We start from the raw sequence: 12,437 nt of genomic DNA, 5'->3' as shown, positions 1-12,437 counted from the left end.
CGGATGGGCGGGACGAGGAATCAGAATCCTGCTCCACCTGGTGACCTGCGGGCCAGTGCCGCGAGCACGGAGAAAGAGGTGCGTTTTCCACGTTTGGACATGAAAAACGCACGGGGTGGCAGTGCACGGCTCACTGGCCGCGCGCGGCGGCCACCCGTCACCGTAGACAGCAACGCCCGTGGCGGCACGGCGCACCGTAACCGAAGTCGCGGCCCCGCGCGAACCGGACCGCTCCCGGGCCGGCACTCCGAGACATAGTGAGGACCCGAGTATGCCTACCTCTGCTCGCACCTACGGACAGTTCTGCGGCCTCGCCCGGGCACTCGAGATCGTCGGTGAACGGTGGTCGCTGCTCGTCGTGCGCGACCTCATGCTCGGCCCGAAGCGGTTCAACGACCTGCAGCGCACGCTCCCGCGCATCCCGGTGAGCATCCTGACCTCGCGCCTCAACGAGCTCGAGGAGGCGGGCGTGCTCCGCCGCCGCGTCCTGTCGCAGCTGGACGCCGGCGTCGTCTACGAGCTCACCGAGTACGGCGCCGAGCTCGACCAGATCGTGCTCGACCTCGGCCTGTGGGGCGCGCGCTCGCTGAGCTACCCGAAGCCGGACGACGCGTTCACGCTGGACACGGCGATCATCTCGCTGTACGCGACCTTCCAGGAGGACGCCGCCGCGGGCGTCCACCTCAACTACGAGCTGCACCACCTCGGCGGCGAGATGATCGTGCACGCGATGGTCGACGACGGCGCGCTCAAGGCGTCCGCCGGTGCGCTGCCCGATGCCGACCTGGTGATCGAGCCGCAGGGCCCGGCGCTGTTCGACCTGCTCACCGGCAGCCTGTCGGCGCAGGAGGCCATCGACGGCGGCAAGGTGCGGCTGGAGGGCGACCCCGCCCACCTCGACGTGTTCACCCGGCTGTTCCACATCCCGCCGGCCCCGGAGCGCTCGACCGGTCTCGCGCTCCACTGAGGCTCTACCCGTTCCGGAGCGAGTGGCCGCGGCACCCGGCGCAATCCGCCGGGTGCCGCAATTCCCGTTCCGGAATCAGCATTCTGGAGTAATCGGCCGCCGCGTACCAGCGGATATCGTCGACCCACCACCGAAATGCCGGATTCGCGAGACACTGGGGTGCACATGTCGACGTCCGAAGCCGTTCGCCGGGGCGGGTTCCTCGGCGAGCTCAACAGCCGCCACCACCACCGCGCACTGACCGTGTTCATGGTCGTCGTGGTCGCGCACTGGGCCGAGCACATCGTCCAGGCCGTCCAGATCTACGGCTTCGGCTGGCCGACCTCGCGGGCGCGCGGCATCCTCGGGATGCCGTTCCCGTGGCTGATCTCGCAGGAGTGGCTGCACTACGGCTACGCGCTGGTGATGCTGGTCTTCCTGTGGGTCCTGCGCCACGGCTTCGCGGGCCGGTCGCGGCAGTGGTGGAACCTCGCGCTGGGCATCCAGTTCTGGCACCACATCGAGCACCTGCTGCTGTTCATCCAGGCGCAGTCCGGCTGGCGGCTGGCCGGGCAGAAGGTGCCCACCAGCATCATCCAGCTGCTCGTGCCCCGCGTGGAGCTGCACCTGTTCTACAACACGATCGTCACCATCCCGATGATCGTGGCGGTGGTCCTGCACCGGCGCGCCTCGGCCGCCGAGCGCAAGCTGACCGGCTGCTCCTGCGGCGTGCCGCGGCGGCCCGTGCTCGCCGCGTCGTGAAGCGGGCGCTCGCGCTGCTGGCGCTCCTCGCCGGCTGGCTGCTGTTCAGCGCCCCACCGGCTTCGGCCCACGTCGAAATCGTTTCGTCGGCCCCGGGGGACGGCGCCCGCCTGAGCGCGGCGCCGTCCCTGGTGTCGGTGACCCTGTCGGAGAACATCGGGATCCAGCCGGGGGCGATCAAGGTCGTCGACCTCGGCGGCCGGCAGGTGGACTCCGGGCCGGTGTTCCAGCCCGGCGACGTCCCCGAGCAGGTCGCGGTGCGGCTGAAGCCGGGCCTGCCGGACGGCAGCTACCTCGTCGAATACGCCTTCGTCTCGGCCGATTCCCACCCCGTGCGGGGCACGTTCGCCTTCGTGGTCGGCACCGGGCCGCTGGTGACGTCGGCGGGCGCGGTGTCGGCCGCCACCGGCACCGACCCGGCCGTCAGCACCCTGTCGACGGCGGTGCGCTGGCTCGCCTACCTGGGTGTGGTGCTGCTCGGCGGGCTGGCGTTCGTGGTGCTCTGCCGCCCGGCGGCCCGCACCGACTCCCGCGCCCGGCGGCTCCTGAACTGGGGCGCGGGACTGGTCGCGGTGACCACCGTCGCCGCCTTCGTGCTGCAGGGCCCGTACGCGGCCGGCCGGAACCTGGAAGCGGTGTTCGACACCGGGCTGCTCGCGGACACCTGGCGCGTCGCCTACGGGAAGCTGCTGCTCCTGCGGCTGGCCGGGGTGGGCGCGCTGGCCGTGCTGCTGCCCGGGCTGCTGCGGCCCCGCCTCCCGGACCGGCTGCGCTCCCGGTACGAGAACCTGGCCATCGTGAGCGGCTTCGTCGTGCTGCTGACGTTCTCGGCCACCGGCCACCCGGTGACCGACCCGATCATGTTCGTGTCGGTGACGGCGGACCTGGTGCACTTCGGGGCGATCGCGCTCTGGGCGGGCGGCCTGACCCAGCTCGCGCTGGCCCTGTACCGCCCGGCCGGCGGCGAAGACCTACGCCCGGTGGCGGCGCGGTTCTCCCGCATCGCGGCGGGGTCGGTGCAGGCCATCGCGATCAGCGGCGTGGTGCTGGCCCTGCGCATCATGCCGTCGCTGTCCACCTTGTGGAGCACCGGGTTCGGCCTGCTGGTGCTGCTGAAGATCGCCGGCTTCGCGCTGCTGCTGGCGGTGGCGAGCCGCTCGCGCCGGGCGGTGCAGCAGAGCCTGACGGAGGCACCGGCCGAAGGAACGACGAAGACGGTCGCGACGAGCCTTCAGCGCCTGCGGCTGGCGGTGGGCGTGGAAGTACTGCTCAGCGTGGTGGTGCTGGCCTTGGCGGCGCTGCTGACGGTGACGCCGCCGGGCGGTTAGCGACCCGGTGCCGACGGCGGGGCGAACGGCCCCCAGGTGAACGCGGGCAGCCACGGCCCCGGCGCCTCGCTCCAGTCCAGCTCCGCCAGCTGACCGAGCGAGCGCCGGCCGGCCAGTGCGCGGTACAGCTCGTAGGCCGGAGCGGTGACCGACGCCGTGGGCCGGCCCGTGCCCGCCGTCCACGCCGATCCGCCGGTCGTGCGCAGGCGCAGCGGCCGGAGCTCGCGCCCGGCGAGCGAGCCGGAAAAGCCGCGGACCAGCACATCGAAGCTCGGCACCCAGGCCGCGTGCTCGGCCGGCGGCGGGACGCCGAGCGCGGCGCGCAGGTCGAGTTCGTGGGTGTAGGCGTCCATGACCATGATCTCGCCGCTGTGCCCGCCCGCCGCCGCGAGCCGCCGGTCGAGCTCCGCGCCGACGTCGTCCCAGCGGTCGAGCAGGGCGGGGACGCCGGGCGGCCCGTCGAGCGCGGGCGGCGGGGTGCCGCCGTGGCGGACGAGCACGCGTTCGGCGATGCCGGTGAGGTGGCCGAGCAGGTCGATGACGGTCCACTCCGGACACGCGGGCACCGGGCGCAGGTGCGTTTCGGGCCGACCCTCGAGCAGGGCGCGGACGCCGCGCCGCACCTCCGGATAGCCCACGAAGTCCGGTGCCGGGACCGGCCGAGTCGCTGTCAACGCGTTCCACCTCACCCTGGCACGATCGCTGCTCGGGGCCCAGTATGCCCTGGTGACGGCGTCGGCGGTTCTCCTCGAGTGCCGCCGTCCGGACAGCTTGGAGGTCGTGACCTTGCCCACCCTGTGGTCCACGCCGGCGCAGTGGGAACTGCTGCCGCCGGTCCTGCTGGCGCTCGTGCTGAGCGTCGCCATCGGGCTCGAGCGCGAAGCCGGCATGAAGGCCGCGGGGCTGCGCACGCACAGCCTGGTCGGGGTCGGCTCGGCGGTGTTCATGCTCGTGTCGAAGTACGGCTTCGCCGATCTGCTCGGCCTCGACCACGTCTCGCTCGACCCGTCGCGGATCGCCGCGCAGATCGTGTCCGGGATCGGCTTCGTCGGCGGCGGCCTGATCTTCGTCCGCCGCGACGCGGTGCGCGGCCTGACCACGGCGGCGACCATCTGGCTCACCGCCGCGGTCGGCACGGCGTGCGGTGCCGGGCTGCCGGTGCTGGCCGCCGGCACGACGATCGGGCACTTCGTGGTGACCCGCGGTCTCCCGCCGCTGCAGCGGTTCGTCGCGCGCCACCGGCGTGAACCCCCGGTGATCCGGTTGAGCTATCTCGACGGTCACGGCGTCCTGCGCGCGGCGCTGGCCGTCTGCACCGGGCGCGGGTGGTCGGTGCACCACGTCGACGTCGACCACGAGTCAATTTCCGAAGAGGGGCACCGGATTGCGGTCGTCACGCTGCGCCTGGACGGGCGCGGTGATCTTTACGACCTGGCCGGCGAACTGGCCGAACTGCCCGGCGTGCGGAGCACGTCCACCGGCCGCGGGGAACCGTTCGACGAATGATCGGCCGCCCGGGCAGCGCGCGGCGGGGAGTTTGCGGCACACTGGGGAGCACACGGAATTCCCCGGTGCCGCAACGAAAACGCGCGGCCGGGGAGAAACCATCCAATTCGGAGGTGAGGCATGGCCCCCGGCGGTGGCGAAGACGTGGCGCTCGTGCAGCCCGGATTCGACCTGGCGTGGCGCGGTTTCCACCGCGCGCAGGTCACCGAATACGTCGAGTGGGCCGAGGCCGAGATCCGCAGGCTCACCGCCGAACGCGACGCGGCGAGGCAGCGCGGGGCCGTGCTCACCGAGGAGAACCGCGAGCTCCGCGTGAAGATCGACCGGATCAGCATGACGCCGATCCCGGCGGACGCGCTGCAGGAACGCGCCCGCCGGATGATCGAGCTGACCCGCGAGGAAGCGGCGGAAATCACCGCGCAGGCAACGGAAACGGCGGAGCGCATCCGCCGCGAGGCCGAGGCGGAGGCCGTCCGGCTCACCGAGAAGGAGCGCCGGCTGGTCGCGGAAGCCGAGGCCGAGCGGGCGCGGCAGCGCGCCGAGCACGAGGAGTTCGTGCGCGCGGCCGAGCAGCGGCGCCGCGAGCTCGACGAGGCCGCGGCGCACCGCCGGGCCCAGCTCGAAGAGGATCACACGCGGGCGATGACGGTCCGGCGTGCCGACGCGATGCGCGAGCTGGCCGAGCAGGAAGCGGCCGCCCGGGCGAAGGCGGAACAGCTGGTCACGACGGCCGAAGGCGAGCTGGCCGCGGCGAGGAAGAAGGCGGCGCAGCTGGTCACCGACGCGACCCGCCACGGCGAAACCGTGATCGAGGCGGCCGAACGCGAGGTCACCGTGCTGGCCGAAGTCCGCGACAAGCTCCACGCGAGCCTGACGGGCTGCCGCACGTTGCTGGCCGACGCGGCGATCGCCCTCGACGACCGCCCGGTGCCGTTCGACCCGGAAGCGACGTTGCCGATGTCGAAGAGAGTGCCGGTCCAACGACGCTCGCCGGCGGACGACCTGGCGGTCGGTTGACGAACGCCGCCGCTTCGGTCCGGCGCGGGCCGGCCGTGGCAGCGGCGGTGGTGACGCTGGCGGCATCGACGACGTTGGCCAACCGGGTGCTGCCCGGCTGGGCGTACCCGCTGTGCGGCCTGGTGGCGGCGGCGGTACTGGTGGTCCTGGCCCGGGCGGCCGGGTGCTCGTGGCGTGACCTGGGCTTACGCACGTTCCGCCGACCGGCGCTGGTCGGCCTGGCCGGGGCGGCCCTGGTGGCGGTCGTGTTCGGCATCGCGCTGGCGGTGCCGTCCCTGCGCACGGTGTACCAGGACGGCCGGGTGGGCGACCCGGACTTCGGCCAGCTGCTGTGGCTGACGTGCGGCCGCATCCTGTTCGGGACGGTGCTGATCGAGGAGGTGGCCTTCCGCGGCGTCCTCCCGGCCCTGTTCGGCGCCGAGGACGAGCGGTGGCGCTGGCGGCCGATCCTGCTGGCGGCGGCGCTGTTCGGCCTGTGGCACGCGCTCCCGGCGTTGGCGATCGGCCGCAACGCGGCGGTGCACGCGGTGTTCGGCGCGACGCCGGCGGTGGTGCTGCAGGTCCTCGCCATGGCGGCCGCGGGCGCGGCGGGGATCCTGATGCACTGGTGGCGTCACGCCGGGCGCGGCGTGCTGGCGTCGGTGATCGTGCACTTCACGACCAACGCGGGCGGCCTGACGTTGGCGGTCCTGGTGCGCTGAGCAGGCTTTCGCCTGGCCGCCGGCTCTCGAGCTACGAGCGCACGAGCCGCGCGATCGCGTCCGAGGCTTCTCGCACCTTCAGGTCGGCCTCTTCGCCACCCGCAGCCGCCGCCTGGACCACGCACGTCGCCAGGTGCTCGTCCAGCAGCTCCAGCGAGAACGACTGCAGCGCCTTCGTCGCCGCCGAGACCTGGGTCAGGATGTCGATGCAGTACTTGTCCTGCTCCACCATGCGCTGCAGCCCGCGGATCTGTCCCTCGATCCGGCGCAGCCGCTTGAGATAGGCGTCCCGCTCGTTGCCGTAACCCGTCATCGCCCACCTGTCCCCGTCGTCGGCTTCCCTGCCGGCGACTATACCCTCCCGGGGTGTCAGCGGAACCGACGCAGCCGGAGGCTGTTGCTGACCACGAACGCCGACGAGCACGCCATGGCCGCACCGGCGATCATCGGGTCGAGCAGCCCCAGCGCGGCGAGCGGCAGCGCCGCGACGTTGTAGGCGAACGCCCAGAACAGGTTGCCCTTGATCGTCGCCAGGGTGCGCCGGGCCAGCCGGATCGCGTCGGCCGCCACCCGCAGGTCGCCGCGGACCAGCGTCAGGTCGCTCGCCTCGATCGCCGCGTCGGTGCCGGTGCCCATGGCCAAGCCCAGGTCGGCCTGGGCGAGCGCGGCCGCGTCGTTGACGCCGTCGCCGACCATCGCCACCACGCGGCCCTCGGCCTGCAGCCGCTTGACGACGTCGACCTTCTCCTCCGGCAGCACCTCGGCGACGACCTCGCCGATCCCCGCCTCGGCTGCGATCGCCCGCGCCGCGCCGGCGTTGTCGCCGGTCAGCAGCACCGGCGTCAGGCCGAGCGCGCGCAGCTCGGCGACCGCCCGCGCGGACGTCGGCTTGATCGTGTCGGCGACGACCAGCCGCCCGCGGACCTCGCCGTCCCAGGCCACGCTGACCGCGGTGGCGCCGTCGGCCTCGGCGAGCTCGCCGCCGACGAACGCCGGCCGCCCGACCGAGACCTCGTGCCCCGCCACCACCCCGGTCACCCCGAGGCCCGCGGTGCTGCGGAAGTCCGTGACGGCGGGCAGGGCGCCGAAGCGTTCCCGCGCCGCGTCCGCGATGGCGCGGGCGATCGGGTGCTCGGACGCGGCCTCGACGGCGCCCGCGAGGCGCAGCACTTCGCCGTCGCCCTCGACGAGCGCCATCCGGCCGGTGGTGACGGTGCCGGTCTTGTCGAGGACCACGGTGTCGACCCGGCGGGTGGACTCGAGCACCTCGGGGCCCTTGATGAGGATGCCCAGCTGGGCGCCGCGGCCGGTGCCGACCAGCAACGCCGTCGGCGTCGCGAGACCCAGCGCGCACGGGCAGGCGATGATCAGCACGGCGACGGCCGCGGTGAACGCGGCGTCCGCCGGCCCGCCGGTCGCCAGCCAGCCGACCAGTGTGGCCAGCGAGGCGAGGACAACAGCCGGCACGAACACCGCGGACACGCGGTCGGCCAGCCGCTGGACCTGGGCCTTGCCGTTCTGCGCGGCTTCGACGAGCCGGGCCATCTGCGCCAGCCGGGTGTCCGCGCCGACGCGGGTGGCGCGCACGAGCAGCCGTCCGCCGACGTTGACGGTCGCGCCGGTGACCGCGTCACCCGGCCCGACCTCGACCGGCACGGACTCCCCGGTGAGCATGCTGGTGTCGACCGCGGAGCCGCCCTCGGCGACCACGCCGTCGGTGGCGATCTTCTCGCCGGGCCGGGCCACGAAGACGTCGCCGACCTGGAGTTCGTCGACCGCGAGCAGGCGTTCTTCGCCGTCGCGGAGCACGGTGACGTCCTTCGCGCCGAGGTCCATCAGCGCGCGGAGGGCGGCACCCGCGCGGCGCTTCGACCGCGTCTCGAAGTAGCGGCCGGCCAGGATGAACGTGGTGACCGCGGCGGCCACCTCGAAGTACAGGTCGTGGTGGCCGCCGCCGAAGACGAGCGCGTACAGCGACCAGGCCACGGAGGCGACGACGCCGAGCGAGATCAGCGTGTCCATCGTGGCGGTGGCGTGCCGCAGGTTGACGGCGGCGGCGCGGTGGAAGGGCCACGCGCCCCAGGTGACGACCGGGACGGCGAGCACCAGCGCGGCCCACGGCCAGGCGGCGAACTGCCAGGCCGGGACCATCGAGACCACGACCAGCGGGATGGTGAGCACCGCGGAGACGAGCAAACGTTTGCGCAGCGTCGACGTCTCGTCCGAATCAGCGGGCGTCTCGGGCTCGGGAAGCCGCGCGGAGTAGCCGGCGGCCTCGACGACGGCCTTGAGGTCGTCTACCGACAGCCGGCCGGGGTAGCTGACCTGCGCTTTTTCCGTGGCGTAGTTGACCGTCGCGGTGACGCCGCCGACCTTGTTGAGCTTCCGCTCGACGCGGGCGGCGCAGGACGCGCACGTCATCCCGCCGATGGCGAGCTCGACGCGCGCCGCGGCGGCCACCTCGGCGGAGCTCACGCGACCAAGCGGTAGCCGGCCTCGGTGACGGCGGCGGCGACCGCGTCGGTGGTGAGCGGGGTGTCGCTCGTCACGGTCACGCGGCCGCTCTCGACGTCGACGTCCACCTGCCGGACGCCGTCGAGCTCGGAGACCTCCTCGCGGACCGAGGTGGCGCAGTGCCCGCAGGTCATGCCCTCGACGGTGTAGGTCGTTTCGGCCATTTCCCGCTCCTTTCGTCTCCTCCCTTTATACCCATCGGGGGTAGGGGTTCTCCATCGGGGGCGCCAGACTCGCGGCATGCGGAAGATCTACGCGATCGGCATCGGCGCCGGCGACCCGGAGCACCTGACGGTCCAGGCGATCGACCGCCTCAACCGCGTCGACGTGTTCTTCGTCCTCGACAAGGGTGCCGAGAAGGCCGACCTGGTGCGGCTGCGGCAGGAGATCCTCGACCGGTTCGTCACGCGCGAGTACCGGGTGGTGCTGGCTACGGACCCCCCGCGCGACCGCACGCCAACGGACTACCGCGCGGCGGTGGCGGACTGGCATTCGGCCCGGGCGGCGGTGTACGAGTCGATGATCCTGTCCGCGCTGTCTCCGGACGAGGTGGGCGCGTTCCTGGTGTGGGGCGACCCGTCGCTGTACGACAGCACGATCGCGTTGATCGAGGCGGTGCTGGCGCGGGGGAACGTGTCGTTCGAGTACGAAGTGGTGCCGGGCATCAGCAGCATCTCTGCCCTGGTGGCCCGCCACCGGACGACGATGAACCAGATCGGCCGAGCGGTCCAGCTGACCACGGGCCGCCGTCTGGCGTCGGGCTGGCCGGAGGGAGTGGACGACGTGTTCGTCCTCCTCGACGCCCACACGACGTTCGACCAGTTCACCGAATCAGGCCTGCACATCTTCTGGGGCGCGTACGTGGGCACGCCGGACGAGATCCTCATCTCGGGTCCCCTCACCCCAGCCCTGGCCGCCCGGATCACCTCAACCCGAGCGGAGGCCCGGGAGCGCCACGGCTGGATCATGGACACCTACCTCCTCCGCCGCCCCACCCCCTGATGCCCCTCCAGTCACGCGAGATGCCCGCCCAATCACGTGTGACCTGACTTGGCTCAAATTAGTGCGCACCGCGGTCGTGGATGCGGGTGAGGGCATCGCGGAGGTCGTCGAGTAGCGGGTCGACGGCGGTGAGGGTGTGCTCGCCGGCCTGGATGTTGATGGTGCGGTAGCGGCGGGTGGTGCGCACGAACTTCTTGATCGACCAGCCGGTGGTCTGCTCGATCCACCTGCTGACGGCCAGGGCGGCGAACACGACCGTCAGGTGCGCGTCGATCGACTCGCGCTTGTGGTGGTAGATCGGCCGCGCACGTAGGTCGTGTTCAGACATTCGGAACGACTTCTCGATGTGGAACAGTCGGTGGTAGGCGTCGATCACGAACTCGGCGGTGACGTCCGGGAGGTTGGTGACGTAGCCTTTGAGGCCGGCAAGGGCGCGTGCCTTGGCTTCCAGGGTCCGGTTGACACTCTTGGTGGCGCCGGTGAGCTGGACGAACCGGTTGCGTTTGACCGCGGTCTTGCCGGCGACGGCCTGCTCGGCCTTGGCGACCTGTTCGTCGATGCCGTGCAGGGTACGCCGAGCCCGGTCCGCGACGTGATCGCAAGCGGCCCACCACCAGCACCACTGCCGGCCTGCAACGCCGCGAAGTCCGGGCCAAAGTCGAGCTCGGGCTGCCCCACAGCCAGACGCTGCCTCGCCACCGCCTTGAGCGCCTCCAACGCCGCATCGTCATGCGCCGAGCCGATGTGCTCGATGTCCCGCGACCCGCGACCCGCGACGCGAGGAGTGCACGATCTGCACCGCCCTGGCCCCCGACGCCGTCTTCACCGTGCGCACATACGCCACGAGAGACAGCCTGGAACCGGCCGCTTAGTGCGCAGATTTTCGCTGTTCACACGACGAAACCGCAGCTCAACAGCCAGCACCCTACCCAAGATCAGGGATCTTGAGCCAAAGTCGAGTAAGGTGACGGAATGGTCATGCGGGTGGCGGTTCCCGTGCTGCCGTGCCGAGATGTGCAGGCAGCGCGGTCGTACTTCACGGACGTGCTCGGATTCGACACCATATTCACCTGGGAGACCCCACCTAGCTACGCGGCCGTGATCCGCGACACCGCCGAGTTCCACCTGTACGCCGAAAGCAGCGTCGGCCCGGCCAGGGTGACGGTTGTCGTCGACGACGTCGATTCCTGCCACGACGAGCTGCGCGCCCGCGGCGCCGACATCGTCGAGCCACTGGCTGACCGGCCCTACGGGATGCGCGACTTCAACGTACGGACACCCGATGGGCACTTGTTGATCTTCAGCCAGCCGCTTACCGAGTCCGGGTGACCATCAGCGGACCAGCCGGAAGAATGACCGGACCTCGTCGACGAACAACGCCGGCTGCTCCAACGCCGCGAAGTGGCCGCCCTTGCCGGGCTCGTTCCAGTACCGGATGTTCGGGAACCGGCGCTCCGCCCACCGCCAAGACGGGCGCTGCAGCTCCTTGGGGAAGACCGAACAGCCGGTGGATACGGTCACCGGCGCGCCGGCCGACCCGGAGATCCATTCGTTGACCTGCCGGAGGCTTTCCCAGTACAGCCGGGCGGATGAGGCACCGGTGCCGGGCAGCCAGTAGAGCATCAGGTTGTCGAGCAGCTCATCCCGGGTAATAACCCGATGCAGGTCGCCACCGGAGTCGGTCCACGACCAGAACTTCTCGACGATCCAGGCGCAGAGGGCGGCCGGCGAGTCGACCAGCCCGTAGCCGACCGTCTGCGGCCGGGTCGGCTGCTGCGCCGAGTATCCGGAGCCCCATTCGTCCGCCTCCCGCAGTGTCGCGAGCGCCGCCCGCTCGGCACCGGTGAGGTCGTCCAACGTGGCCGGATCGGGCGGTGCGAGCGCGGCATGAGATGGATGCCGGCGACCCGATCGGGTTGCCGTTGACCGATGCTCATGGCGATGCTGGTGCCCCAGTCGCTGCCCTGGGCGCCGGTAGCCGAGCCGGGCCATCAGCTCGCACCACGCGTCGGATATCCGCTCGATCCTCCACCCCTGCGCGGCCGGCTTGTCTCTGAAGCCGTAACCGGGAAGCGATGGGCAGACCCCTAGAACCGGCCGCTTAGTGCGCAGATTTTCGCCGTTCACACGACGAAACCGCAGCTCAACAGCCAGCACCCTACCCAAGATCAGCGATCTTGAGCAGTGCCCGCCCAATCACGTGTGATGCACGCCCAATCACACGTGATGGCTCTGCAGTCACGTGTGATGCCCGCGCAATCACGCGAGTTCCGTCCTCAATCACGCCAGTTCCGGTTCTGATCACGCGAGTTGCGGTCTTGAGCACGCCGGGCGTGTGCGCCGGGAGGCATCACCCGTGATCCGGGAGACATCATGCGTGATTGAGGGGGCATCAACTGTGATTGGCGCGCCATCACTCGTGATTGGCGGGCCATCACGGTGCCGGCCGGTGGCGCACCCGCAGGGTCGGCTCGCGTACCTGGAGGGTCGGGTGGGCGGGGGGGGAATGCGGAAAGGCCCCGGGAGAACCTTTTCGGGTTCTCGACCGGGGCCTTTCCTTATGTTGAGTTCGGCGGTGTCCTACTCTCCCACAACCCTTCGGTTGCAGTACCATCGGCGCTGTCAGGCTTAGCTTCCGGGTTCGGAATGGGACCGGGCGTT

At 71.4% G+C, this 12,437-nt stretch carries 13 protein-coding genes, 1 rRNA gene and 1 pseudogene; 8 read left to right on the top strand and 7 right to left on the bottom strand.

The window, feature by feature from the left end; translation table 11 throughout:
• Positions 1–271 precede the first annotated feature (271 nt).
• The 3 genes from AB0M93_RS47565 to AB0M93_RS47555 all read left to right on the top strand — a co-directional run bounded on the left by AB0M93_RS47565 (position 272) and on the right by AB0M93_RS47555 (position 3,036).
• Positions 272–967 carry a winged helix-turn-helix transcriptional regulator gene (locus tag AB0M93_RS47565; protein WP_364287780.1) on the top strand — a complete coding sequence of 232 codons (696 nt, stop codon included), beginning with the start codon at positions 272–274 and terminating at the stop codon, positions 965–967.
• A gap of 165 nt (positions 968–1,132) precedes the next feature.
• Complete coding sequence (locus tag AB0M93_RS47560; RefSeq protein WP_364287777.1) at positions 1,133–1,708, top strand: hypothetical protein; 576 nt, start codon at positions 1,133–1,135, stop codon at positions 1,706–1,708.
• Positions 1,705–3,036 (top strand): copper resistance protein CopC, encoded by a 1,332-nt coding sequence (locus AB0M93_RS47555; RefSeq protein ID WP_364287774.1) that lies wholly within the window; start codon positions 1,705–1,707, stop codon positions 3,034–3,036. The genes AB0M93_RS47560 and AB0M93_RS47555 overlap by 4 nt, the downstream gene beginning before the upstream one ends.
• On the opposite strand, the gene AB0M93_RS47550 is transcribed toward AB0M93_RS47555, so the two are convergent.
• Positions 3,033–3,710 (bottom strand): maleylpyruvate isomerase family mycothiol-dependent enzyme, encoded by a 678-nt coding sequence (locus AB0M93_RS47550; RefSeq protein ID WP_364287771.1) that lies wholly within the window; start codon positions 3,708–3,710, stop codon positions 3,033–3,035. The two genes, AB0M93_RS47555 and AB0M93_RS47550, sit on opposite strands and share 4 nt — an antisense overlap.
• 112 nt (positions 3,711–3,822) lie before the next feature.
• Here AB0M93_RS47550 and AB0M93_RS47545 point away from each other — a divergent pair, with 112 nt between their 5' ends.
• The 3 genes from AB0M93_RS47545 to AB0M93_RS47535 all read left to right on the top strand — a co-directional run bounded on the left by AB0M93_RS47545 (position 3,823) and on the right by AB0M93_RS47535 (position 6,260).
• Positions 3,823–4,542, top strand: a complete 720-nt coding sequence (locus AB0M93_RS47545) for an MgtC/SapB family protein (RefSeq protein ID WP_364287866.1) — start codon at positions 3,823–3,825, stop codon at positions 4,540–4,542.
• Between the two features lie 120 nt (positions 4,543–4,662).
• Complete coding sequence (locus AB0M93_RS47540) at positions 4,663–5,559, top strand: M protein (protein WP_364287768.1); 897 nt, start codon at positions 4,663–4,665, stop codon at positions 5,557–5,559.
• Positions 5,556–6,260, top strand: a complete 705-nt coding sequence (locus AB0M93_RS47535) for a CPBP family intramembrane glutamic endopeptidase (protein WP_364287765.1) — start codon at positions 5,556–5,558, stop codon at positions 6,258–6,260. The genes AB0M93_RS47540 and AB0M93_RS47535 overlap by 4 nt, the downstream gene beginning before the upstream one ends.
• Before the next feature lie 31 nt (positions 6,261–6,291).
• On the opposite strand, the gene AB0M93_RS47530 is transcribed toward AB0M93_RS47535, so the two are convergent.
• From AB0M93_RS47530 to AB0M93_RS47520, 3 genes are read right to left on the bottom strand one after another with little or no spacing between them, the layout of a single operon-like run.
• A complete protein-coding gene (locus tag AB0M93_RS47530) occupies positions 6,292–6,573 on the bottom strand; it encodes a metal-sensitive transcriptional regulator (protein WP_003089374.1) in 282 nt (93 codons plus the stop codon).
• 56 nt (positions 6,574–6,629) lie between these two features.
• On the bottom strand, positions 6,630–8,735 hold the full coding sequence (locus AB0M93_RS47525) for a heavy metal translocating P-type ATPase (RefSeq protein ID WP_364287762.1): 2,106 nt from the start codon (positions 8,733–8,735) through the stop codon (positions 6,630–6,632).
• Positions 8,732–8,938: a heavy-metal-associated domain-containing protein gene (locus AB0M93_RS47520; protein WP_013228663.1), complete on the bottom strand. Its 207-nt coding sequence runs from the start codon at positions 8,936–8,938 to the stop codon at positions 8,732–8,734. The genes AB0M93_RS47525 and AB0M93_RS47520 overlap by 4 nt, the downstream gene beginning before the upstream one ends.
• Positions 8,939–9,014: 76 nt before the next feature.
• On the opposite strand from AB0M93_RS47520, the gene cobF reads away from it, so the two are divergent.
• The gene (gene cobF / locus AB0M93_RS47515; RefSeq protein ID WP_364287759.1) at positions 9,015–9,776 is read left to right on the top strand and encodes a precorrin-6A synthase (deacetylating); all 762 of its coding nucleotides are present in this window, start codon (positions 9,015–9,017) and stop codon (positions 9,774–9,776) included.
• Between the two features lie 58 nt (positions 9,777–9,834).
• Here cobF and AB0M93_RS47510 read toward each other — a convergent pair.
• A pseudogene (locus AB0M93_RS47510) lies at positions 9,835–10,362 on the bottom strand (IS1634 family transposase); the annotation flags it as partial.
• Positions 10,363–10,748: 386 nt separating this feature from the next.
• Here AB0M93_RS47510 and AB0M93_RS47505 point away from each other — a divergent pair.
• Entirely contained in the window at positions 10,749–11,105 is a 357-nt protein-coding gene (locus AB0M93_RS47505) for a VOC family protein (RefSeq protein ID WP_364287756.1), read from the top strand.
• 3 nt (positions 11,106–11,108) lie between these two features.
• Here the strand turns inward: AB0M93_RS47505 and AB0M93_RS47500 are convergent, their stop codons facing one another.
• Positions 11,109–11,633 (bottom strand): alpha/beta hydrolase, encoded by a 525-nt coding sequence (locus AB0M93_RS47500; RefSeq protein ID WP_364287753.1) that lies wholly within the window; start codon positions 11,631–11,633, stop codon positions 11,109–11,111.
• Between the two features lie 710 nt (positions 11,634–12,343).
• Positions 12,344–12,437, bottom strand: a 5S ribosomal RNA gene (gene rrf, locus AB0M93_RS47495); the annotation flags it as partial.

Source organism: Amycolatopsis sp. NPDC051102 (assembly GCF_040682815.1).
Classification (GTDB): domain Bacteria; phylum Actinomycetota; class Actinomycetes; order Mycobacteriales; family Pseudonocardiaceae; genus Amycolatopsis.
Note: the sequence above shows the minus strand (reverse complement) of the source record. Positions and strands in the feature narration are given on the sequence as shown.

What these genes read in the sequence shown, in the direction of transcription:
- AB0M93_RS47565 (WP_364287780.1), top strand. Translation starts at nt 272, where the DNA reads ATGCCTACCTCTGCTCGCACCTACGGACAGTTCTGCGGCCTCGCCCGG.
- AB0M93_RS47560 (WP_364287777.1), top strand. Translation starts at nt 1,133, where the DNA reads ATGTCGACGTCCGAAGCCGTTCGCCGGGGCGGGTTCCTCGGCGAGCTC.
- AB0M93_RS47530 (WP_003089374.1), bottom strand. Translation starts at nt 6,573, where the DNA reads ATGACGGGTTACGGCAACGAGCGGGACGCCTATCTCAAGCGGCTGCGC.
- cobF (WP_364287759.1), top strand. Translation starts at nt 9,015, where the DNA reads ATGCGGAAGATCTACGCGATCGGCATCGGCGCCGGCGACCCGGAGCAC.
- AB0M93_RS47520 (WP_013228663.1), bottom strand. Translation starts at nt 8,938, where the DNA reads ATGGCCGAAACGACCTACACCGTCGAGGGCATGACCTGCGGGCACTGC.
- AB0M93_RS47540 (WP_364287768.1), top strand. Translation starts at nt 4,663, where the DNA reads ATGGCCCCCGGCGGTGGCGAAGACGTGGCGCTCGTGCAGCCCGGATTC.
- AB0M93_RS47505 (WP_364287756.1), top strand. Translation starts at nt 10,749, where the DNA reads ATGGTCATGCGGGTGGCGGTTCCCGTGCTGCCGTGCCGAGATGTGCAG.